We start from the raw sequence: 23,239 nt of genomic DNA on the forward strand, positions 1-23,239 counted from the left end.
GTCGGGGTGCGGACAGGGTGGGGCGGTGGCATGACGATGGTGTCGGCAGGCGGGCCCGGTCTCATGGGCGCGCGCGAGCGCCGGGTGCGGACGGGCGGGATCGAGCTGTGCGTCGCCGAGCTGGGCGACGCCGGACGGCCCACCGTGGTGCTCGTGCACGGCTATCCGGACTCCAAGGAGGTGTGGTCCGAGGTCGCCGCGCGGCTCGCCGACCGCTTCCACGTCGTGCTGTACGACGTGCGGGGGCACGGCCGGTCGACGGCGCCGCGCCCCCTGCGCGGCGGGTTCACGCTGGAGAAGCTGACCGACGACTTCCTGGCGGTGATCGACGCGGTCAGCCCCGGCGAGCCGGTGCACCTCGTGGGCCACGACTGGGGTTCGGTGCAGGCGTGGGAGTTCGTCACCGTCGCCCGTACCGAGGGCAGGATCGCGTCCTTCACGTCGATGTCCGGTCCGTCCCTCGACCACTTCGGCCACTGGATCAGGCGGCGGACGAAACGGCCCACTCCGCGGAGGGTCGGCCAGCTCCTCGGGCAGGGCGCCAAGTCCTGGTACGTGTACATGCTGCACACGCCGGTGCTCCCGGAACTGGCCTGGCGCGGTCCCCTGGGCAAGCGGTGGCCGAAGATCCTCCAGCGGCTGGAGAAGGTGCCCGCGGGCGACTACCCGACCCCGTCGCTGCCGTCCGACGCGGCGCACGGCGCGTGGCTCTACCGCGACAACGTGCGGTCCCGGCTCGGCCGTCCCCGCGAGGACGCGTACGCGCACGCGCCCGTGCAGCTCATCACGCCCCTCGGCGACGCCTTCCTCTCCGAGCGGCTCTACGACGAACTGGAGAGGTGGGCCCCCGGCGCGGTGCGCCGCACCCTCCCGGCCGGGCACTGGATCCCGCGCACCCGCCCGGACCGGGTGGCCGACTGGATATCGGGATTCGTGAGCGCCGACGAGGACCGGAAGGCCGGAGCGCCCGCTCCCGGGCCGGTGGCCTCCGGCAGGCACGCGGACCGGTTCGGCGGGCAGCTCGTGCTGGTGACCGGCGCGGGCAGCGGCATCGGGCGGGCCACCGCGTTCGCGTTCGCGGAGGCGGGGGCACGGGTGGTGGCCGTCGACCGGGACGGGGAGGCCGCGGCCCGCACGGCCAGGACGTCCCTGCTGATCGGTTCGCCCGCGGCCTGGGCCGAGACGGCCGACGTCGGAGACGAGCGGGCCATGGAGAAGCTCGCCGCCAAGGTCGCCGCCGAGTACGGCGTGGTGGACGTGCTGGTGAACAACGCCGGTGTCGGACTCTCCGGATCCTTCCTCGACACCACGCCGGAGGACTGGAGGAAGGTCCTCGACGTCAACCTGTGGGGGGTCATCCACGGCTGCCGGCTCTTCGGGAAGCTGATGGCCGAGCGCGGGCAGGGCGGCCACATCGTCAACATCGCCTCGGCGGCGGCGTACCAGCCCTCGCGGACGCTGCCCGCCTACAGCACCTCCAAGGCGGCCGTGCTGATGCTCAGCGAGTGCCTGCGCGCGGAGCTGGCCGGGCGGGACATCGGCGTCTCGGCCGTCTGCCCCGGCTTCGTCGACACGGGCATCACCACGGCCGCGCGTTTCGCCGGGGTCGACGCGGTGGAGGAGGAGCGGCGCCGGAAGAGGGCGGCACGGCTCTACCGGCTGCGCGGCTACCCGCCGGAGAAGGTCGCCGACGCGGTCCTGCGCGCGGTCGTCCACGACCAGGCGGTGGTTCCGGTCACCGCGGAGGCACGTGGCACCCGCCTCCTGCACCGCTTCGCGCCCCGGACGCTGCGCGCGATCGCGCGCATGGAGCCGCCCTGGTGAGTGCGCGGTCCGTTCCGGACCCGAGCGCGGGAGGGGGAGAGATGAGCGACGATCCCGGCGGTGCCGCGTACCGCATCGAGGACCTGGCGCACCACAGCGGCGCCACGGTCCGGACGATCCGCGCCTACCAGGACCGTGGGCTGCTGCCCCGCCCCGAACGGCGCGGGCGCGCCAACGTGTACGCGGACGCCCATCTGGCGCGGCTGCGGCAGATCGCCGACCTCCTGGACCGCGGCTACACACTGGCGTCGATCAAGGAGCTCCTGGAGGCCTGGGACGCAGGCCGGGGGCTGGGAGGGATACTCGGCCTGGTCGCGGAGGTCGACGGGCCGTGGAGCGACGAGGAGGCCGCCCGGATCTCCCGGAGCGAGCTCGTGGAGCGGTTCGGCGGCCGCCTCGACGACACGGCCGTGGCGGAGGCCGTGGAACTGGGCGTACTGGAGCCCGTTCCCGGGGACGAGGACACCTTCGTCGTCCCGAGCCCCCAAGAGCTCTCGGTGGCCGTCGAGTTGTGCGGTTCCGGCGTGCCGCTGTCCGCCGTCACCTGCCATCTGAGGGAATTGAGGGTGCAGGTGGAGCACATGGCCTCCCGTTTCCTCGAGTTCACCGCGGAGCACGTCTTCGCGCGCCGTCCGGGAGAGCGTCCGCCGAGCGACGCGGAAGCGGCCGAGGCGGCCTCGCTCGTACGACGGCTGCGACCGCTCGCTCAGCGGGCGGTGGACGCCGAACTCGCCCGTGCCATGCGGATGTCGGCCACACGTCATCCGAGCCGGCGCCTCACCGCGTGGCAGGGCCCGGTGGCGCCGGAAGGCGCGCGCCCGGTACAGGTGGCCGCCGGGACGATGCTGGCCGTGGAACGTCTGGTCGGCGCGGAGCACGCGGCGGAGTTCGTGACGGCGGCCGCCGAAAGGGAGGTACGGGCACGCATGTTGGACCATCTGGCGGCAAACGGACCTCACCGCAGCATTGTTGACGAAGTGCCGTAAAGCCGAACCGTGTTGTCCACAGCTTCGTCAATTCGCCTGTGGATAACAGCGCTTGGCTGTGGATCAAACCTCCGAACCAAAATCAAATGCGTGATCCGCCTCTCGCCCGGCACGCTGGGAGGATGAAGGAGCACACCGATGAACAGACGCGCGGACGAACGGATGACCGTACGAAAAGACGGGCCGGTGAACCGATGGACGAAAAACGCACCGTGAAGGTGTCGAAGTACCTCGCGAAGCATCTGCGGCACCAGCCCGAGCGGATCGGTCTCGCCCTCGGCGAGGGCGGCTGGGTCGAGATCGACGCGCTGATCTCCGCCGCCACCGCGCACGGCTTCCGGATCACGCGTGACGAGCTCGATCACGTGGTGGCCACCAACGACAAGCGGCGCTTCGCCGTCGAGGGAACCCGGATCCGGGCCAGCCAGGGCCACTCCGTCGAGGTCGACCTCGGACTGCCCCCGGCGACCCCGCCGGCGTACCTCTACCACGGGACCGTGGCCCGCAGCCTGGACCCGATCCGCGCCGAGGGTCTGAGACCCATGAACCGGCACGACGTGCACCTCTCGGCGGACCGGGAGACGGCCACCCGCGTCGGCGCCCGCCGCGGCCGCCCGGTCGTCCTCTCCGTGGACGCCGCCGCCATGCACCGCGACGGCCACGTCTTCCGGGTCAGCGCCAACGGCGTCTGGCTGACGGAGGCCGTACCTCCGCGCTATCTGCGCTTCCCCGGCCCGCACTGACCCCGGACGTCCGTTCCGACGTGAAGGCGTTCTCCCTGCACACCGGGCACCCGACACGGCCGGGAGCACTGCCCGCGGATCTGTGACCGGCCTTCGCGCGGCAGCGGAACCGGCCGGACGTCGATCCCGGGACCCTCGAACCACTGCGCGAGTCCGGCCGTCCGGGGACGCCGGTCTTCCGGTTCCCGCACCGGTTCGCCCCGGGGAGGCCCGCGGTGGAGTTCCTGAGCCGGTCCCGTGAGCGCGCCGCGAGATGGCCGGGCGGGCGCGGGAGGTCCACGTCCTGTCCGACAACTGCTGCGGTGACGCCGCCGTCCGGGCCGCGCGGTCGATGCGGCACCCGCTCGGTCTCTCGTAGAGTCGGTCCCATGCGACTGAGCACTGTGATTCTGCCGATCGACCGCTGGCGCGACGAAGGCCGCGACAAGTGGCGACGCGCCGAGGACCTGGGCTTCCACACCGCGTTCACCTACGACCACCTCTCCTGGCGGACCTTCCGCGACGGCCCGTGGTTCGGAGCCGTGCCGACCCTGACCGCGGCGGCCGCCGTCACCGACCGGCTGCGCCTCGGCACGCTCGTGACCTCGCCGAACTTCCGGCACCCGGTGACCCTCGCCAAGGACCTGATCTCCCTCGACGACGTCTCGAACGGCCGGTTCACGCTGGGTATAGGAGCAGGCGGCACCGGTTTCGACGCCACCGCGCTCGGACAGGACCCGTGGACCCCGCGTGAGCGCGCCGACCGCTTCGGCGAGTTCGTCCCCCTGCTCGACCGGCTCCTCACCGAGGGCTCCGTCTCCTACGGCGGCAACTTCTACTCGGCGCACGAGGCCCGCAACATCCCGGGCTGCGTCCAGCGCCCCCGGCTGCCGTTCGCCGTGGCCGCCACCGGCCCGCGCGGACTGAAGCTCGCCGCCCGTCACGGGCAGGCGTGGGTGACGACCGGCGACCCGAAGCTGTACGAGACGGGCACCCCCGAGCAGTCGGTTCAGGCCATTCGCGGACAGGTCTCCAGGCTCGCCGACGCCTGTGCCGAGATCGGCCGGGACGTGGCGGAGCTCGACAAGATCCTGCTCACCGGCTTCACCCCCGACAAGGGCCGCCCCCTGGAGTCCCTCGACGCGTTCGTCGACTTCGCGGGCCGGCACGCCGAACTGGGCTTCACCGACATCGTGATCCACTGGCCGATCCCCGACTCGGACTTCGCCGCCGACCCGAAGGTCTTCGAGCGGATCGCCATGGAAGCGATGGCTCAGCTCCGCTGAACCGGGCCGCCACGCCCCCGCCTGCGGCATGCCCGACAACACGGGTGGGGCGGGGGTGGGGCGGGGCGAGGACGGTAACCACTCAAGTGTGCGGACCGCCGCACGGCCGTGCGCATATATGCGGGAGAATGAGCACGTGACCTCAGCGACTCGCCGGCCCGAGACCCCGGCCTCCACCGTCCCGCCCCGGCTGATCGCCACGGACCTCGACGGCACCTTGTTGCGCGACGACAAATCGGTGTCCGACCGCACGATCGCCGCCCTCGCCGCCGCCGAGCAGGCCGGCATCGAGGTCTTCTTCGTCACCGGCCGTCCGGCCCGCTGGATGGACGTCGTCAGCGACCACGTCCACGGGCACGGGCTGGCCATCTGCGGCAACGGCGCCGCCGTGGTCGACCTGCACGGCGGCCCCGGCGCCCACCGCTTCGTCAAGATCCGCGAACTGACGCCCGACATCGCGCTGGACGTCGTCCGGATCCTGCGGACCGCCGCACCCGGCACGGTGTGCGCCGTCGAGCGGACGTACGGCCTCCATCTCGAACCGGGCTACCCGCTCATGCACATGGAGCCCCCGGAGATCGTCCTGCCCGCCGAGAAGCTCCTCGCCGAAGACGCGCTGGACGCCGACCAGCCGGTGCTGAAGGTGCTCGCGTTCCATCCGGAGATGGACCCGGACGCATTCCTCTCCGTCGCCCGCCCGGCCATCGGCGACCGGGCCAACGTGACCCGGTCGAGCCCCAGCGCCCTGCTGGAGATCAGCGGCCCCGGCATCTCCAAGGCCAGCACCCTCGCGCTGTGCTGCGCCGAGCGCGGTATCGCGCCCGAGGAGGTCGTCGCCTTCGGCGACATGCCGAACGACGTCGAGATGCTCACCTGGGCCGGCCGCTCGTACGCCATGGGCAACGCCCACCCCGCCGTGATCGCCGCCGCCTCCGGGCGCACGGTCGCGAACAACGAGGACGGGGTGGCGGTCGTGATCGAGCGGATCCTGGCGGACGGCTCGTAGCCCCTCACCGGCACGACCGAGATCCCTTCGGCACCCACCGCCCGAGGACCGGCAGGCCCTAGGGCCTGTCCTGGACGACGACCCCGTGTTCCGCCAGCCACGGCACGGGGTCGATCGACGAACCCGTCTCCGGCGTCACCCGCACCTCGAAGTGCAGATGCGGACCGGTCGAGTTGCCGCTCGTGCCCGACTGGCCGATCCATTCCCCGGTCGAGACCCGCTGGCCCTGGTCGACGGCGACGGACGCGAGATGCGCGTACTGCGTGTAGTAACCGCCGGGATGCTCGACCACGACCGCGATGCCGAAGGCACCGCCGCAGGACACCTTCACCACCCGGCCCTCCCCGACCGCCCGCACCGGGGTGCCGATGGGCACCGCGAAGTCCTGGCCGGTGTGCCGGTGCACCCAGCGCTCGCCCCCGCTGCCGAACCCCGCGGAGAGTTCGTACGTCTCCACGGGCGCGACCCACGCCCGCGTGAGCGCCACCTGCGGCTGGTCGAGACGGACCGCCCCGCGGCAGGAGCCGGCCGCCACGGAGGCGTCCGCCCGGCTCTGCAACGCCGACCGCGCCTCGTCGAGTTTCGCCTCGATGGTCCGCTTGACCGCGGCGAGTTCCCCGGCCCGTCTCTCCAGCGCCTGCCACTCGGCACGGGCCTTCGCCTCGCTCGCGGCGAGCCGGCCCTCGGCACGCCTGCTCTTCTCGACGGCGCCGGCGAGGGCCAGATCGGCCCGCCGCAAGGCGTACTGACCGCGCATCAGGCCCTCGGGGTCCTTCGCGAACAGGATCTGCGCCGTGTACGGCAGCCTGCCGCCCTGCCGGTACTGGGCGCGCACGATACGTCCCAGGTCGTCGTGCAGCACCGCGATCTCCCGCCGCTCCCGCACCAGGAGCCGCTCGGCCCGCTCCGCCCGGCCGCGCTGCGCATCGGAGTCCCGCCGCCCCGCCTCGTACTGTCCCGTCGCGACGGAGGCGTCCTCGTACAGCCGCGCCACCTGGGCGCTGATGTCGAGCTCCGCCCCGTCGCCGTCGGCCACCGCAGGCCGGGCCGCGAGGACGACGAGAGCGGACAACAGGGCCGGTACGAGCAGGGGATGACGGCGAGATGAGCGCATGACAGCGATCGTGGCCCGCGCCTTCGGGCCCGGCCCGTTCAAGGCGTACACCTGGGGGACAGGACGTCACGAATGGCCCAGCGGCCCGGCCGGAGGGTGCCGCACCGGGCCGGCCGTCCGCGAACGGGCGGGCCGCACAAGGGGATTCAGCGAGGTACCTGCCACACCACCGTCGTGCCGCCTCCGTCCTCGCCGATCCCCGGCCCGTACCAACTCGCGCCGCCCAGCGACTCGGCACGCCGTTCGAGGTTCTTCAGGCCGCTGCGCCGGCCGCCTTCGGGAATGCCGACCCCGTCGTCCGCGACGGCGAGGCGCACACCGGGCCGCCCGTCCGGCAGCAGCACGTCCGCCTCGACGGAGACCTCGATCCTGGATGCCCTCGCGTGCCGGAAGGCGTTGGAGAGGACCTCCCGCAGCGCGGCGATGAGGTTCTTGCCGATGAGTTCGCCGACCAGCGTGTCCACGGGGCCGGTGAAGCGGTGTCCGGGGTGGAAACCGAGGGGAACGGCGGCCATGTTGATCTCGCGCAGCACACGGGTGCGCAGTCCGGAGGGAGCGTCTGCGGGGCCCTGCCGGAGCGCGAAGATCGCGGCGCGGATCTCCTGGATGGTGACGTCGAGTTCGCCGACCGCCTTGCCGACGCCCTGCCGCACCTCGGGCACGTCGGACCGGCGCTGCGCGTTCTCCAGCATCATCCCGGTGACGAACAGCCGCTGGATGACCAGGTCGTGCAGGTCGCGGGCCGTCCGGTCGCGGTCCTCGTACACCGCGAGCCGTTCCCGGTCGCGCTGGGTGTCGGCCATCATCAGCGCCAGGGCCGCCTGGGAGGCGAACTGCGTGGCGACCGTCCGTTCGGTCTCGGTGAACTGGCGTCCGTCGCGGGACCTCGGGGTGAGGAGGGCGCCGAGGACCCGGCCGTCGCTCTGCAGGGGGAGCATCATGACGGGCCCGTAGGCGTGGGTGAGATCCGTCCGCATGCGCGGGTCGGTGGACGCGTCCGCCAGGAACACCGGCCTTCCGTCGCGGAGTTCTGCGACCAGTTCGCTCTCGGGGGGAACGACCACGCCGAGCACCTTCGACGGGTGGTCCGAGGCGACCGCGACGACTTCCAGACCGCCCTCCTCCGTGGGGAGCAGCACGATCCCGGCCGCCGCGCCGGAGAGCCGGCGGGCCTGCTCCGCGACGGTCTGCAAAGCCTCCTCGGCGTCGTCGCCCGCCAGCAGCGCGGTGGTGACGGCCACGGAGCCGTCGATCCAGCGTTCACGCTGTTTGGCCGCCTCGTACAGACGGGCGTTGCCGATGGCGATGCCGGCTTCGGTGGCGAGCACCCGGACCATGTCGAGATCGTCGTCGTCGAAGGTGCCGCCGCCGCGCTTCTCCGTGAGGTACAGGTTCCCGAAGATCTCCCCCTGCACCCGGATCGGTACGCCGAGAAAACTGCGCATCGGCGGATGGCCGGCCGGGAACCCGCAGGAGCGCGGGTCGTCGGTCAGGTTCGCGAGGCGCACCGGATCGGGGTCGCGGACGAGCGCGCCCAACAGCCCCTTGTGGCCGTCGGGCCTCCGCCCGATCCTGCGGGCGGTCTCCTCGTCGACGCCGCGCTGGACGAAGTCCGCGAGGCCCTCCCCGCTCTCGTCCACGACTCCGATGGCCGCGTAGCGCGCGTCCGTGAGTTCGGCCGCCGTCTCGCAGATCCTGTCCAGCTTGGAGTGCAGCTCCAGCCCGGACCCGACCGAGCGCACGGCTTCCAGCAGTCGCGGGACCCGTGCGTCCGGCCCACCGGCCAAACCTCCCGGAGCACGGACCGTCCGGGCCGCCGCGTCCGTGTCGTCGCCCGGGACCGGGGAGCCCCTCGCCGCTGACATGCTCCGAGCCTAATGAGTACCTTTTGCCAGGGAAAGTCGGGTGTGCGGGCCGGGGAGGAGAGCCGGCCTTTCGCGCCACCCGCGATCCGTCCCCGCGGCGCTCAGGGCGCCGCCACGCGCACCAGCAGATCCGCGGCGCTCTCCCGTTCCGCCATCGCCCGCAGCGGCCCCTCGACGGCCGTCAGTTCGGCGAACGACCCGCGCTGGACGACGCGTCCCCGTGCGAGCACGATCACCTCGTCCACCGCGTCGAGTCCGGCCAGCCGGTGTGTGATCAGCAGGGTCGTACGGCCCTCGGTCGCGGCCAGCAGATCGGCGGTGAGCGCGTCGGCCGTCGGCAGGTCGAGGTGTTCCGCCGGTTCGTCGAGGACGAGCACGGGGAAGTCGGCGAGCAGCGCGCGAGCCAGCGCGAGCCGCTGGCGCTGGCCGCCGGACAGCCGTGCCCCGTGTTCTCCGATCGGGGTGTCGAGCCCGTCGGGCAGTCCGTCCACCCAGTCGAGGAGCCGGGCCCGTCCGAGCGCGTCGCGCAGCGTGGCCTCGGTCGCGTCCTTGCGGGCGAGCAGCAGGTTCTCGCGCACGGTGCTGTCGAAGAGGTGCGCGTCCTGGGCACACAGGCCGACCAGTCGGCGCACGGCGTCCCCGTCCATCCCGTCCGCGTCCGCCCCGCCGAGCGTGTACGTCCCCGCCTCGGGGTCCAGGAACCGCAGCAGCACCTGCGCGAGCGTCGTCTTGCCGGCTCCGGAGGTGCCGACCACGGCGATCCTGCGGCCTTCCTCGAGGGTCAGATCGAGTCCGTCCAGCGCGTCCCGGTCCTGTCCCGCGTGCCGGGCCCGGAGCCCGGACACCTGGAGCGGGAACGGGGAGGCGGGCGCCGGTCGCGGCTGTTCGGGCTCGCGTACGGGATCGGGGGCGTCCAGCACCTCGTACACGCGCTCGGCGCTCTTGCGCACCCGCTGCCGGTACTGGACGGCGAGCGGCAGTCCCATGACGGCCTCGAAGGCGGCGAGCGGGGTGAGGACGACGACGGCCATGAGCACGCCGTGCAGCCGCCCGGCGGCGACCGCCTGGGCGCCGACGAGGGCGGCGGCCGCGACGGTGAGCCCGGAGACGAGTGCCGTGAGCGCGTCGCCGAGGGCGGTCGCGGTGGCGGCCCGCGAGGCGATCCCCGTGAGGACGCCGTCGGCCTTCCTCGTCCGGTCGGTACGGGCGGGCAGCGTGCCCGCGACGGTCAGCTCGGCGGTTCCCGTGAGCAGATCGGCCACCTGGGTCGCCAGCGCGCCGCGTGCGGGAGCCAGCCGCCGCTCGGCACGGCGCGCCACGGCGCCGGTCACCAGGGGAACCCCGGCACCGGCCGCCAGCAGACCGGCGGCGAGAACGGCGCCCGCTTCGGGGAGCAGCCAGGCGGTGAATCCGACGGAGGCGGCGGAGACCAGGACTGCGGCTCCGGCCGGCAGCAGCCAGCGCAGCCAGTAGTCCTGGAGGGCGTCCACGTCGGCGACGAGACGCAAGAGCAGGTCACCGCGCCGGGTGGTCCGCAGCCCGGCGGGCGCGAGCCGTTCCAGACGCCGGTAGACGGACACCCGGGTGTCGGCCAGCATCCGCAGCACGGCGTCGTGCGACACGAGCCGTTCCGCGTACCGGAACACCGCCCGTCCGATGCCGAACGTCCGGGTGGCCGTCACGGCCATCATCAGATAGAGGACCGGCGGCTGCTGGGAGGCCCGTGAGATGAGCCAGCCGGAGGTGGCCATGAGGCCGACGGCGCTCCCGAGCGCGAGGCTTCCGAGAAGCAGGGCGAGCGTGAGCGGACCACGGCGGGGGGCCGCCATCGCCCGGACGCGGGCGAGCACGCCGCCGCGTTCCCGGGCCGTCGTGACGAGTCCTCCGGCCTCCGCCGGAAACGGCTCCTCCGGGCCGGCTTCTTGGAGCGGCTGTGTGTGCGTCGGCTCGGCGAAGGCGTGGGCGCCGGTCTCGGGCGCCGGCCTCGGCGCGCAGACGGCAGCGGCTTCCAGGCGGACCACCCGGTCCGCGACGTCCAGCAGGGCCGGCCGGTGCACGACCAGCAGCACGGTCCGTCCCACGGCCAGCCGCCGGACCGCCGCGACGACCTCGGCCTCGGTCTCGCCGTCGAGCGAGGCCGTCGGCTCGTCGAGCAGCAGCACGGGCCGGTCCGCGAGGAACGCCCGCGCGAGTGCCAGGCGTTGACGCTGACCGGCCGAGAGTCCGGCGCCGTCCTCTCCGAGGACCGTGTCGGTCCCGGCGGGCAGGGCGTCGACGAACTCCGCCGCACCGGCGTCGACGAGCGCCTTGCGCAGTGCCGCGTCGTCGGCGTCGGGTCGCGCCAGTCGTACGTTCTCGGCGACGGATCCGGCGTACAGGTGCGGCCGCTGCGGCACCCAGGCGATCCGCGAGCGCCACTCCGTGAGGTCGGCGTCGGCGAGATCGATTCCGCCGGCACGGACTCGGCCGGCGGTGGGCTCCACGAACCCGAGCAGGACGTTCAGCAAGGTCGACTTGCCCACCCCGCTGGGGCCGACGAGGGCGATCGTCTCACCGGGCTCGACGGTGAAGGAGACGTCCGAGACCGCGTCCGCGGAGCGCCCCGGGTAGCGGACGGTCACGCCGTCGAAGGCGATCGCCCCTGTGGGCACGCTCAGCGAACCGGACCTCGGTTCAGGGGTCTCCAGCACCTCGAAGATCGCCTCGGCGGCCGCGAGCCCTTCGGCGGCGGCGTGGTACTGGGCTCCCACCTGCCGCAGCGGCAGATAGGCCTCGGGCGCCAGCACGAGGATGACGAGCCCGATGTACAGGTCCATCTCGCCATGGACGAGCCGCATTCCGATGGTCACCGCGACCAGGGCGACCGAGATGGTGGCGAGCAGTTCCAGGGCGAAGGACGACAGGAAGGCGATCCGGAGCGTCCGCATGGTCGCCTGCCGGTACTCGCCGGTGATCTTCCGAATCGACTCGGCCTGCGCCTTGGCCCGGCCGAACACCTTGAGTGTGGGCAGTCCCGCGACCACGTCCAGGAAGTGTCCGGACAGCCGGGACAGCATGCCCCACTGGCGGTCCATGTGGCCGCGCGTGGCCCAGCCGATCAGCACCATGAACAGGGGAATGAGCGGCAGGGTGCCGACGATGATCGCGGCGGACACCCAGTCCTCGGTGACGATCCGCGCCAGGACGGCGACCGGGACCACCAGCGCGAGGCCCAACTGCGGCAGATAGCGCGAGAAGTAGTCGTCGAGCGCGTCGACGCCCCGTGTCGCGAGGGTCACGAGGGAACCCGTCCGCTGGCCGCCGAGCCACCCGGGCCCGAGGGACGCGGCCTTCTCCACCAGCCGTCCCCTCAGCTCCGACTTGACCGCGGCGCTCGCGCGGTGCGCGGCGAGCTCGGTGAGCCAGGCCACCACAGCGCGCCCGAACGCCACGGCCGTCAACAACATCAGGGGAGTGCGCAGTTCAGCGGCGGAGAACCCGTGCTGGAAGGCACCCACCACCACTTCGGCGATGAGCATCGCCTGGGCGATGACCAGAGCCGCTCCGGCGACGCCCAGCCCCACGACCGCGACCAGAAAGCCACGGGTGGCTCGGGCGTACCGGAGGAGGCGCGGATCGATTGGTTTCACGTGAAACACACCTTTGGCCCGTCAGGCACGTTTCACGTGAAACATGCCGCTCCATCGGATTCAGTGCGACATGTCCACAGCGATGTGGTGCGTGCCGATGCGCTTGCGGAACACCCAGTAGGTCCAGCCCTGGTAGAGCAGGACGATCGGTGTGGCGATCGCGGCACACCAAGTCATGATCTTCAGGGTGTACGGACTCGACGAGGCGTTGGTGACCGTGAGGCTCCAGTCCTCGTTGAGCGAGGATGGCATGACGTCCGGGAAGAGCGACAGGAAGAGCATCGCGACGGCGGCCACGATGGTGAGCCCCGAGAGGATGAACGCCCATCCCTCACGCCCGGCGCCGACCATCACCAGTGCCGCGACGAGGGCGACCACGGCCACGATCAGCGCGGCCAGCGACGCGCCGTCACCGCTGTCGACCTGGGTCCAGACGAGGAAGACCAGAGCCAGCACGGCTGTCGCCAGGCCGACCTGCAGCGCGAGCTTCCGCGACCGCTCCCGGATGTCCCCCACCGTCTTGAGTCCGACGAACACCGCCCCGTGGAAGGTGAACAGCGTGAGCGTGACCAGACCGCCGAGGATCGAGTACGGGTTGAGCAGGTCCCAGAAGTTGCCCACGTACTCGAAGTTCCGGTCGATCTTCACTCCGCGCACGATGTTGCCGAAGGCCACGCCCCACAGGAACGCGGGGATCAGCGAGGTCCAGAAGATCGCTGTCTCCCAGTTGCGCTGCCAGTTCTCCTCGGGCCGCTTCGCCCGGTACTCGAAGGCGACACCGCGCACGATCAGACAGACCAGGATGATCAGCAGGGGCAGATAGAAGCCCGAGAAGAGCGTGGCGTACCACTCGGGGAAGGCGGCGAAGGTCGCACCGCCGGCCGTGAGCAGCCACACCTCGTTGCCGTCCCAGACGGGACCGATCGTGTTGATCAGCACCCGCTTCTCGATGCGGTTGCGGGCCAGCAGCTTGGTGAGGATGCCGACTCCGAAGTCAAAGCCCTCCAGGAAGAAGTAGCCGGTCCAGAGGACCGCGATGAGGACGAACCAGACGTCGTGAAGTTCCATGACTCAGCAGCTCCCTGAGCCTAGTAGGAGAAGGCCATCGGCTTGTCGGCGTCACTGGAGTCGCCGCCGATCTTGGTGGGCGGGTTGAGATCGGACTCGGTGAGCTCGGGCGGTCCTGCCTTCACGTACTTCACGAGCAGCTTGACCTCGATGACGGCGAGGATCGCGTAGAGCAGTGAGTAGACGATCAGCGACGTGATGACCTCGCCCTGCGAGACGGTGGGGGAGACCGCGAACCGGGTCTGCAGAACGCCGTACACCACCCACGGCTGACGGCCCATCTCGGTGAAGATCCAGCCCCAGGAGTTGGCGATCAGCGGGAAGGCCAGGGTCCAGATGGCGATGCGCCAACCCCACTTGGTGAGCTTCGGGCCGAGTGCCTTGTTCTTGAACAGGACCAGATGCGGTGCCTCGTCCTCACCGACCCTCAGGTGCTGCGGCAGCAAGAACTTCTTGCGGGTCAGCCAGAGTCCGACGATGCCGATCGCGAAGGAGGCCATGCCGAAGCCGATCATCCAGCGGAACGACCAGAAGGTGACCGGGATGATGGGGCGGTAGTCGCCGGGGCCGTACTTCTCCTGCTCGGCCTTGTTCGTGTCGTTGATGCCGGGAACGTACGAGTTGAAGTCGTCGTTGGCGAGGAACGACAGTATCCCCGGGATCGACAGTTCGACGGTGTTGTGGCCCTTGCTGACGTCTCCGTACGCGAAGATCGAGAAGGGCGCCGCCTCCTGGCCGTCCCACAGCGCCTCGGCGGCGGCCATCTTCATGGGCTGCTGCTTGAACATGACCTTGCCGAGGGTGTCGCCGCTGACCGCCGTGAGGAGACCGGCGATGACGACGGTGACGAGACCGAGGCGGAGCGAGGTCTTCATGACGGCGACGTGCCGCTTGCGGACCAGATGGATCCCGGCGATGCCCACCATGAAGGCACCTCCGGTCAGGAAGGCCGCGGTGAGGGTGTGGAACACCTGGGCGAGCGCGGTGTTCTGGGTCAGGACGAGCCAGAAGTCGGTGAGTTCGGCGCGTCCCTTCTCCTCGTTGATCCGGTAACCGACCGGGTGCTGCATCCACGAGTTGGCCGCGAGGATGAAGTACGCGGACAGTATGGTGCCGATGGAGACCATCCACATGCAGGCGAGGTGGAGCTTCTTCGGGAGCCGGTCCCAGCCGAAGATCCACAGCCCGATGAAGGTGGACTCGAAGAAGAAGGCGAGCAGGGCCTCGAAGGCGAGCGGGGCGCCGAAGATGTCACCGACGAAGCGCGAGTAGGCGGACCAGTTCATGCCGAACTGGAACTCCTGGACGATGCCGGTGACGACGCCCATCGCGATGTTGATCAGGAAGAGTTTGCCCCAGAACTTGGTGGCGCTCAGGTACTTCTGCTTCTCCGTACGCACCCAGGCGGTCTGCAGACCGGCGACGAGCGCGGCGAGCGAGATCGTCAGGGGCACGAAGAAGAAGTGGTAGACGGTGGTAATGCCGAACTGCCATCGCGCCATAGTTTCTGGCGCCAATGCCAAGTCCACGTCGTCATCTCCTTACGTCGCGGCAGTTGCAGTGGCAGTTTGCCCGTTTTTGAGTAGACATTATTGGAATACCGGGACACGCTTGTGAACGCGTTCACATTCACAAGCAATTATGACGCATGCCCGTTCGAGGGCCGAGGGGTGGGGGGCCCTTGGGCCCGGCCGAAGGGCCCCGAGCCCGAGCAGAAGGGCCCGCACATGCCGAGGGGCCCGTACGCGACGCGTACGGGCCCCTCTTTCGTCCGCATTCACCGCGGGGGTTCCACCACCAGCGGCAACCCCTGACGGCCGGGCGGCTAATGCCCCTTGTGGAAGCTCTCGGTCGCCTTCAGGAAGATGTCGTTCCCCTCGGTCTCACCGATCGTGACGCGGACGCCCTCGCCGGCGAAGGGACGCACGACGACACCGGCCTGCTCGCAGTGCGCCGCGAAGTCCAGGGTGCGCTCCCCCAGGCGCAGCCACACGAAGTTGGCCTGCGTCTCGGGCACCGTCCAGCCCTGACCGCGCAGGGTGTCGACCACCCGGGTGCGCTCGGAGACCAGGGAGCCGACCCGGCCGATCAGTTCGTCCTCGGCCCGCAGGCTCGCCACCGCGGCGTCCTGGGCCAGCTGGCTCACACCGAACGGCACCGCCGTCTTGCGCAGCGCGGCTGCCACCGGCTCGTGAGCGATCGCGAAGCCGACCCGGAGACCCGCCAGGCCGTACGCCTTGGAGAAGGTGCGCAGCACACAGACGTTGGGCCGGTCACGGTAGATCTCCACACCGTCCGGCACCTCGGCGTCACGGATGAACTCGCGGTACGCCTCGTCCAGGACGACCAGCACATCGCTCGGCACCCGGTCCAGGAACCGCTCCAGTTCGGCCCGGCGCACCACCGTGCCGGTCGGGTTGTTCGGGTTGCAGACGAAAATCAGCCGCGTCCGGTCGGTGATGGCGTCGGCCATCGCGTCCAGGTCGTGCACCTCGCCCGGGGTCAGCGGCACCCGCACCGAGGTCGCCCCGCTGATCTGCGTGATGATCGGGTACGCCTCGAAGGAGCGCCAGGCATAGATGACCTCGTCCCCGGGGCCGCTCGTGGACTGCAGGAGCTGCTGCGCGACGCCGACCGAGCCGGTGCCCGTCGCCAGGTGGGAGACGGGGACGCCGAAACGGTCCGCCAGCTCGTTCATCAGCCCGGTGCACGCCATGTCCGGGTAGCGGTTGAACGAACCGGCCGCCGCGGTCAGGCTCTCGACCACGCCGGGCAGCGGCGGATACGGGTTCTCGTTGGAGGACAGCTTGTACGCCACGGTGCCGGCGGCGGCGGGCTTGCCGGGCTTGTAGGTGGGAATACCCGCCAGCTCGGCACGCAGCTTGGGGTTCGTGTCGCTCACCGCAGTCCTCCTCGTGACCACCAGCGGCTCATGACCACCACCGGCTACCAATGCTTCTCACCTTATGAGGATTCCGCGCCGCTGCGAATGGCCTGTGGACAACCTGACACCACCACGTGCCCGCCGGGTGATCATCCGCGGGCCCGGGCGGCACCGGGCCGGCCGTCGCCGGCCCACGGCCGGGCGGCCCGGCGGTGAGGCAGCCCGGCGGTGAGGCGGCCGGGCGGGCGGTGAGGCGGGCGGCGAGGCAGCGAGGCGGCCGTCGAAGTACGAAGTCGTACGAAAAGGGGGCGCGCCGACGGCTATCACATGCGCCGGTGGCTCACGCCGTGGCGCGCATCCCTCGTACAGGTGAGTTGAGACCTCTTCGAAACATGGCCCGCTTGGCAGGCTCGCGCGCGCCGACAAGTCACGTACTGGGATGGGATCGCCCAACTTCCTTCACTTCAAAGGAAGTTAAAGCATTTCGATCATGCAGAAACGTGCCTGTCAACGCGTGCATATGCGTCCGCGCTACCCCACCGCAGGAGCCCTACTATCGGCTCGCCATGACAGCAGCAGGGAAGCACCAGGTGAGCCGGGCGGAGACCTCCCGCCGAGGCGGTCGGCCGGGCCGGGCCGGTATCAGAGACGTGGCCGCGGCAGCAGGGGTCTCCATCACAACCGTGTCCGACGCCCTCAACGGCAAGGGACGGCTCCCGGACGCCACCCGACGCCATGTCCGCGAAGTCGCCGACCGGCTGGGCTACCGCCCCTCGGCCGCGGCCCGAACCCTCCGTACCGGCAAGTCCGGCCTGATCGGCCTGACCGTCACCACGTACGGGGATGAACCTTTCACCTTCACCGAGTTCGCGTATTTCGCCGAGATGGCCAGAGCCGCCACCTCGGCCGCGCTCGCCCGGGGGTACGCCCTGGTCATCCTCCCCGCGACCTCCCGCCACGACGTGTGGTCGAACGTCGCCCTGGACGGAACCGTGGTCATCGACCCGTCCGACCAGGACCCGGTCGTCAGCGAGCTGGTCCGCCAGGGGCTGCCCGTCGTCTCCGACGGCCGGCCCGTGGGATCGCTCCCGGTCACCGCCTGGGTGGACAACGACCACGAGGCCGCGGTCCTCGGCATCCTCGACCACCTGGCCGACGCCGGCGCCCGCCGCATCGGCCTCCTCACCGGCACCACCACGGACACGTACACCCATCTCTCCACCACCGCGTACCTGCGCTGGTGCGAGCGCGTGGGACAGGATCCGGTGTACGAGGCCTACCCGGCGCACGATCCGTGCGCCGGGGCGGTGGCCGCCGACCGGCTCCTCGCCCGGCCCGACCGCCCGGACGCCGTCTACGGCCTCTTCGACCCGAACGGCACCGACCTGCTGGCCGCCGCCCGCCGCTACGGTCTGCGCGTACCCGACGACCTGCTTCTGGTGTGCTGCAGCGAGTCGAACGTCTACGCCAGCACCGAGCCGCCCGTCACGACCCTCTCCCTCAAACCGCGCAGGATCGGCACGGCCGTCGTCCAGTTGCTGATCGACGCCATCGAGGGGGTCGAATCGGATCAACCGGTCGAGCAGGTGATACCCACGGAGCTGATCGTGCGGACCTCGTCGCAGCGCCGGCCGCCGCGGACGACCGTCAGTCCGCCCCGATCACCCGGGCAGCGCTGAGGACCGATCGGGCGAGGGCGGGGCGAGCCCCGCCCAATTCGGGCGAAAACCGCGGTGAACTGGGCTCCTGTTCCGATTCACCACCCCTGGGTCATCACATGGCGCGATCCGCATTCCTATGATGGGCGGACGACACCGCGGGCCGCTGCGACCAGGCAGTCCGAACCGGTGCAGATGCGGCGCGATGGTGGTGGAGGGGTCGATGACTCAGGGGGCCGGTCAGGGACCCGAGGTGGTGCGGACGGCGACGTTGCGCGACTTCCGGGTACCGGGGTACGTCCACGAGACCGGTCCGTATGCGCAGAACACGCCTCATGGCGAGGGCGCCGGACCTGTCGGGGAGACTGCGCGGTACGCGTCGGGGGAATCCTCCCCCTACGCGTCCATGAAGTCTCCGGCGGAGTTCCCGGGCGAGTTCTCCGAGGGGTACACGCCCACACAGCGTGATCTGCCGGTCATCAACCGGGGCGACACCCAGCAGGTCGTCGTCAGCCCCTCCGGCGCGCCCGCCCCGGCGCCCGGCAACGGACCCGGCCCGCTGTACGTCGTCGGTGACGTGCACGGCTACCTCGACCAGCTCGTCGCCGCGCTCCAGGCCAAGGGCCTCGTCGACGCGGCCGGCAGCTGGTCGGCCGGTACCTCGCGCCTGTGGTTCCTCGGCGACTTCACCGACCGCGGCCCGGACGGCATCGGCGTGATCGACCTCGTGATGCGGCTGTCCGCCGAGGCGGCCGCGGCCGGCGGCTACTGCAAGGCGCTCATGGGCAACCACGAGCTGTTGCTGCTCGGCGCCAAGCGGTTCGGCGACACACCGGTCAGTTCCGGCGCCGGCACCGCCACCTTCCAGGCCGCCTGGCTGCTCAACGGCGGCCAGAAGACGGACATGGACCGCCTCCAGGACCACCACCTGCAGTGGATGGCCCGCCTCGACGCCATGGAACTGGTCGACGGTCACCTTCTGGTGCACTCCGACACCACCGCCTACCTCGACTACGGCGACTCCATCGAAGCGGTCAACGACACCGTCCGCGAGACCCTCACCCGCAACGACGCCGAGGACTGCTGGGACCTCTTCCGCAAGTTCACCCGGCGCTTCGCCTTCCGCGACGAGGGGGCCGGGGCGGTCCGCGAGCTGCTCGGCGCGTACGGCGGTACGCGCGTCGTCCACGGCCACAGCCCCATCCCCTACCTCCTGGGCGAGGCGGTCCCGGAGGACGGCGAGGCCGGATCGGGTCCCGTCATCGAAGGACCGCACGTCTACGCCGAGGGTCTGGCCATCGCGATGGACGGTGGAGTGACCATGGCCGGAAAGCTGCTGGTCCAACAACTTCCGCTGGACGTCTGAGCGTTCGCCGGGCAGAAGCCCGGCGGACGGACCGCTCCGGACAGGGGCCAATTTCTGGAAACCCCCTGTCACGGCGTGCCGTCGCCGCTCTACCATCGCCTTATCCGTAGCAGGCTCCCCTCCGTTTCTGCCCAACGGCTCGTCAGCGTGCGAGCCATCAGCCCTACGGAGCATCGGGGGATGCAGATGAACAGCGTTCCGCAGCACCTGCTGAGCGAGGACCGCCAGGAATACGAGCGGATCCTCGATGAGGCGCTGCGCTCCGCACCACACCGCCCGGAACTCGCCGCTGTCGGCCGGCGGCTCAACCTCGAACAACTGCGCACCATGGCGCTCAACGCCACGGCCCTCATCACGACGGCCGCGTCGGACGAGTACGCGCACTACGTGAAGATCCGCAGCGAACTGCGCCGGCCGGTGCGGTCCGCCCCGGCCGCGGGCGAGGAGACCGGCTCCACGGAGCCGGGCACGACCACGATGGGGCTCGCCACCACCGTGGGGGAGGTCACCGAGACCGCCGGGGCCGGAGCGGTCGCCGTCGTCGCGGTGCTCGCCCCCGTCCTCGCCGGGACGGCCGCGGTGATCTTCCTGCTCGTGGGTTACGTCCTGCGGATGCTCGACCCTGAGCCGACCATCGCCAGAACCCTTCTGACCACCGGATGGGTCTTCGGCGCGGTCACGGCGGCCGCCATCCTGGTCGCCGCGGCCGGACTGCTGCTGACCGCCCTGCGCAACAGCTCCTCCTCCCTCCGGGCCGAAGCGGGCGACGAACTGACCGGACAGGTCACCCGGGCCAAGGAAGCCTGGCGTGACGCCCTGCTGGAGCGCGGCATCATGCCGTTCCTCCGGGAAGCCCTCGCGGACCCGGGCTCGGCGGCACTGGGCCGCCCCGCACCGGCCCCCAGCCGCATACCCCACCTCGGGTACGGCCGACCGGGGTTCAGCAGCCCCGAGGGCGGACCTGCGGCGGGCCCGCGCCCGAGCTTCTCCAGCCCGGACTTCACCAGCCCGGACTTCGGAGGGCCTGAACACCAGCCCGAGTGACCCGGCCGGCCGACGGCCGGGTCGTGGCGGGACGGGGCCCGCGCGGCCGCGCGGGCCCGTACACCGTGCCACTGCGCCCTTTCCCGCTGCCGTGAACACCTCCCCGTACGGCCGCGGCAGGGACCCGGTCTCCTCGGGCTGCCCGGCCGGGGCCGGGCCGTGGTCCGGCTGGCTGTCCGGGCTGTGGTCCGGCTGCCGGTTTCGGGGTGCCTCAGATGATGCCCAACCGCCGCGCCTCCCTCGTCCACGACGGGAACTCGGACAACAGCCGGTCGTAGAGCTCCGGATCCGGTACGTCGCTGATGTCGTCGACCGCGAAGAAACCCACGTTGTCGACGCGTCGGCCCGGCAGGGTGTCGAACCGCTCCAGGACGCCGTAGTTGGAGCGCCCCAGCCCGACGAACTGCCAGAAGACCGGTTCGTCCACCGCCTCCCGCAGCTCCTTCTCGATCTCCTTGTTGCGGTAGACGCCGCCGTCGGAGAAGAAGAGCACCAGCGTGGGATCGGCGGCCGGGTGCTCACGGACGAACGCCCGCACCTCGGCGATCACCTTCTGTTCCTCGTTCTGGATGCCGACGGCCCGCATGTCCACCTGTCCCGGCAGCAGACCCTTCTTCGGCTTCTTCCGCCGGAACAGGGTCAGTTCACCGACCCGGACATGGCGCTCCAGCCACTCCGGAAGATCGCCCAGGGCGAGATCGGGCAGCCGGGCCGGGTTCGACGCGAAGGTCCACGCCTGCATCTCCCCGTCGTCGTCCAGCTGGGCCGCCACCGCCGCCATCCGCTCCACCACGTCGACCACGACGCCCTTGGAGTACAGGAGCGACATGGAGCCGGAAGCGTCCAGGACCAGGATGACGCGGGCCCTGACGTCCACGGCCCCGTGCTTGCGCAGGCTGACCGCCACCTGCTCCTTGCGCAGGGAGAGCCGCTTGCGCATGTCCACGGGCAGCCGCTCCTCGCCCTTGACGAGCCGGGGAGCCGATCCTGGGGCGGGTGCCGGGGGTGTCTGGGTTGCCTGGGGAACGGGCGGCGCGGTCGGGGGTGCCGGAGGCGCGGCGACCGGTGGGGCTGTCGGTGCCGGCGGGGCGGCCCCGGTGCCCGCGCTCCTCGCGTCGGTGCTCCCGGAGGCGCCCGGGTCCTCGTCCACGCTGATCCCGAAGTCGGTGGCCAGACCCGCGAGTCCGGAGGCGTATCCCTGGCCCACCGCGCGGAACTTCCACTGCCCGCCCCTCAGGTACAGCTCACCTCCGATGAACGCCGTCTCCGTCGTCGCCTCCATCGCGAAGAACGCCAGCTCCTGCCCGGTTTCGGCGTCGAACAGCCGCAGCCTCAGACCCGACAGCTCACCGAAGGTGCCCCCGTCGGCGGAGGCGCCCAGAACGACCCGCTGGATCTCCGGCTCCAGGGAACGCAGATCCACCTCGACGGTGTCCGTCGTGCCCTCGCCCTCCCGTCGCTTGCCCGTGTGACGGACGGCCCCGGAGGCGTGACCGGGCTGGTTGTAGAAGACGAAGTCACCGTCGTCACGCACCCGCCCGTCCGCGCGGAGCAGCAGGGCCGAGGCGTCGGCGTCCGGCGCGCCGGGGCCGGCGGACCAGCCGAGTACGACCCGCACCCGCTGCGCGGCGACGGGAAGGTTGGCACCCTTGCTCATCGATGTCGCTGTCATGCGCCCAGTCTCCCTGGAGAAGCCGTCGGTGGATCCGACCTGTACACCTGCCCGTGGAAGGAGCCGGCCGCGTCCGTCGCGGCCCGTACGAACTCGCGCAGCCGCTCGGTGGTGTCGCCCTTCCTCCACACCAGTCCCCGTTCGATCGGCTGCGCGTCGTGAAGGGGTATGTAGGCGATGTCGGGCCGGGGGTAGTACTGCCGGGAGTGTTCCCCGACAGGAAGGACGCCACGGCCCATGGCGACCAGGGTCAGCATCTCGGAGAACGACCCTCCGGCCGGCCCCTTCGGAACGGGCCTGCCCGAGGGGGTGTGGTCCGGTGTGCGGTCCCGTTTGAAGGCTGCCGAGGTCACCTGGGGGTACTGGACCACGGGGTGTTCCGCGAGCACCTCGAGGGACAGCCGTTCCTCGCGGGCCAGCGGATGACCGGCCGCGACGGCCAGTACCCGTCCCTCCCGCAGCAGGGCGGGGCCGCAGGACATTCCGTCGAAGGGGAACGAGGCGAGCAGCGCGTCGACCGAACCGTCCATCAGGCTCGCCCGGGAGTTGGAGAGCTGAACCTCCCGGACGTCGACCCGGCAGTCCGGGTGGCGCTCGCCGAACAGTCCGACCGCCCTGAGAAGCGCGGGTGCCGTCCACTCACCGAGGAAGGCGACCCGCAGTTCTCCGGTGACTCCCCGGCTGGCGTCGGCCGCCCTTCGCAGCGCGGCTTCCATCCCGGCGACCAGGGGCGTCAGATCGTCGGCGAGCTGCCGGCCGACCGGGGTGAGGCGGACGGATCTGCTGTTGCGTTCGAAGAGCCGGCCGCCGACGCGGCGCTCCAGCTTCTTGATCACCTGGCTGACCCGCCCGGTCGTGATCAGCAGCCGTTCTGCGGTCCGGCCGAAGTGCAGTTCCTCGGCCAGCGTCAGAAAGGTCTCGGTCTCCAGTCGCTCCAGCATGAATCCCCCGGCGTTAAATCTGGCTCAACGGTCGTACAGCGATCGTGCCTTGATGGCGTCCGTCCCGCGGCGGATCGTAGAAGACGTCCACCCGGCGGTGGGAAAAAGCCTGCGAGTCCCCCGGCCCGCCGAGTGCACAGCGCTTCCGCGCCCGGTTGCGCGCACCACGTCCAT

16 protein-coding genes are annotated in these 23,239 nt (G+C 71.1%); 8 read left to right on the forward strand and 8 right to left on the reverse strand.

Going from position 1 to position 23,239, the window contains the following annotated elements:
• Window positions 1-30 precede the first annotated feature (30 nt).
• The 5 genes from ACFW6B_RS13115 to ACFW6B_RS13135 all read left to right on the forward strand — a co-directional run bounded on the left by ACFW6B_RS13115 (window position 31) and on the right by ACFW6B_RS13135 (window position 5,824).
• Window positions 31-1,824 carry an SDR family oxidoreductase gene (locus ACFW6B_RS13115; protein WP_386595150.1) on the forward strand — a complete coding sequence of 598 codons (1,794 nt, stop codon included), beginning with the start codon at window positions 31-33 and terminating at the stop codon, window positions 1,822-1,824.
• A 41-nt stretch (window positions 1,825-1,865) separates the two neighbouring features.
• Window positions 1,866-2,810 carry a MerR family transcriptional regulator gene (locus ACFW6B_RS13120; protein ID WP_386595152.1) on the forward strand — a complete coding sequence of 315 codons (945 nt, stop codon included), beginning with the start codon at window positions 1,866-1,868 and terminating at the stop codon, window positions 2,808-2,810.
• Window positions 2,811-3,004: 194 nt separating this feature from the next.
• Window positions 3,005-3,553: an RNA 2'-phosphotransferase gene (locus tag ACFW6B_RS13125; protein WP_386595154.1), complete on the forward strand. Its 549-nt coding sequence runs from the start codon at window positions 3,005-3,007 to the stop codon at window positions 3,551-3,553.
• Between the two features lie 368 nt (window positions 3,554-3,921).
• A complete protein-coding gene (locus ACFW6B_RS13130; RefSeq protein ID WP_386595156.1) occupies window positions 3,922-4,818 on the forward strand; it encodes an LLM class flavin-dependent oxidoreductase in 897 nt (298 codons plus the stop codon).
• Between the two features lie 118 nt (window positions 4,819-4,936).
• Window positions 4,937-5,824 carry a Cof-type HAD-IIB family hydrolase gene (locus tag ACFW6B_RS13135; protein ID WP_386595158.1) on the forward strand — a complete coding sequence of 296 codons (888 nt, stop codon included), beginning with the start codon at window positions 4,937-4,939 and terminating at the stop codon, window positions 5,822-5,824.
• A gap of 58 nt (window positions 5,825-5,882) precedes the next feature.
• On the opposite strand, the gene ACFW6B_RS13140 is transcribed toward ACFW6B_RS13135, so the two are convergent.
• From ACFW6B_RS13140 to hisC, 6 genes are all read right to left on the reverse strand, one after another.
• The gene (locus tag ACFW6B_RS13140) at window positions 5,883-6,938 is read right to left on the reverse strand and encodes a peptidoglycan DD-metalloendopeptidase family protein (protein WP_386595160.1); all 1,056 of its coding nucleotides are present in this window, start codon (window positions 6,936-6,938) and stop codon (window positions 5,883-5,885) included.
• Window positions 6,939-7,084: 146 nt separating this feature from the next.
• On the reverse strand, window positions 7,085-8,803 hold the full coding sequence (locus tag ACFW6B_RS13145) for a GAF domain-containing protein (RefSeq protein ID WP_386595162.1): 1,719 nt from the start codon (window positions 8,801-8,803) through the stop codon (window positions 7,085-7,087).
• A 101-nt stretch (window positions 8,804-8,904) separates the two neighbouring features.
• Window positions 8,905-12,432: a thiol reductant ABC exporter subunit CydD gene (gene cydD / locus ACFW6B_RS13150; protein ID WP_386595165.1), complete on the reverse strand. Its 3,528-nt coding sequence runs from the start codon at window positions 12,430-12,432 to the stop codon at window positions 8,905-8,907.
• Between the two features lie 60 nt (window positions 12,433-12,492).
• On the reverse strand, window positions 12,493-13,500 hold the full coding sequence (gene cydB, locus ACFW6B_RS13155; protein WP_386595167.1) for a cytochrome d ubiquinol oxidase subunit II: 1,008 nt from the start codon (window positions 13,498-13,500) through the stop codon (window positions 12,493-12,495).
• A gap of 20 nt (window positions 13,501-13,520) precedes the next feature.
• Window positions 13,521-15,029 (reverse strand): cytochrome ubiquinol oxidase subunit I, encoded by a 1,509-nt coding sequence (locus ACFW6B_RS13160; RefSeq protein ID WP_386595168.1) that lies wholly within the window; start codon window positions 15,027-15,029, stop codon window positions 13,521-13,523.
• A 296-nt stretch (window positions 15,030-15,325) separates the two neighbouring features.
• Window positions 15,326-16,402 (reverse strand): histidinol-phosphate transaminase, encoded by a 1,077-nt coding sequence (hisC, locus tag ACFW6B_RS13165; protein WP_386595169.1) that lies wholly within the window; start codon window positions 16,400-16,402, stop codon window positions 15,326-15,328.
• A 548-nt stretch (window positions 16,403-16,950) separates the two neighbouring features.
• Between hisC and ACFW6B_RS13170 the strand changes: the two genes are divergently transcribed.
• The 3 genes from ACFW6B_RS13170 to ACFW6B_RS13180 all read left to right on the forward strand — a co-directional run bounded on the left by ACFW6B_RS13170 (window position 16,951) and on the right by ACFW6B_RS13180 (window position 20,452).
• A complete protein-coding gene (locus ACFW6B_RS13170; RefSeq protein WP_386595171.1) occupies window positions 16,951-18,063 on the forward strand; it encodes a LacI family DNA-binding transcriptional regulator in 1,113 nt (370 codons plus the stop codon).
• A gap of 202 nt (window positions 18,064-18,265) precedes the next feature.
• Complete coding sequence (locus ACFW6B_RS13175) at window positions 18,266-19,408, forward strand: metallophosphoesterase (RefSeq protein WP_386595173.1); 1,143 nt, start codon at window positions 18,266-18,268, stop codon at window positions 19,406-19,408.
• A 180-nt stretch (window positions 19,409-19,588) separates the two neighbouring features.
• Window positions 19,589-20,452, forward strand: coding sequence for a hypothetical protein (locus tag ACFW6B_RS13180; protein WP_386595175.1), 864 nt, complete (start codon window positions 19,589-19,591; stop codon window positions 20,450-20,452).
• Window positions 20,453-20,663: 211 nt separating this feature from the next.
• On the opposite strand, the gene ACFW6B_RS13185 is transcribed toward ACFW6B_RS13180, so the two are convergent.
• Window positions 20,664-22,124 (reverse strand): VWA domain-containing protein, encoded by a 1,461-nt coding sequence (locus ACFW6B_RS13185; protein ID WP_386595177.1) that lies wholly within the window; start codon window positions 22,122-22,124, stop codon window positions 20,664-20,666.
• Window positions 22,121-23,065 (reverse strand): LysR family transcriptional regulator, encoded by a 945-nt coding sequence (locus tag ACFW6B_RS13190; RefSeq protein ID WP_386595179.1) that lies wholly within the window; start codon window positions 23,063-23,065, stop codon window positions 22,121-22,123. The genes ACFW6B_RS13185 and ACFW6B_RS13190 overlap by 4 nt, the downstream gene beginning before the upstream one ends.
• Between the last annotated feature and the right edge of the window lie 174 nt (window positions 23,066-23,239).

The organism is Streptomyces sp. NPDC058751 (genome assembly GCF_042746485.1).
GTDB lineage: Bacteria > Actinomycetota > Actinomycetes > Streptomycetales > Streptomycetaceae > Streptomyces.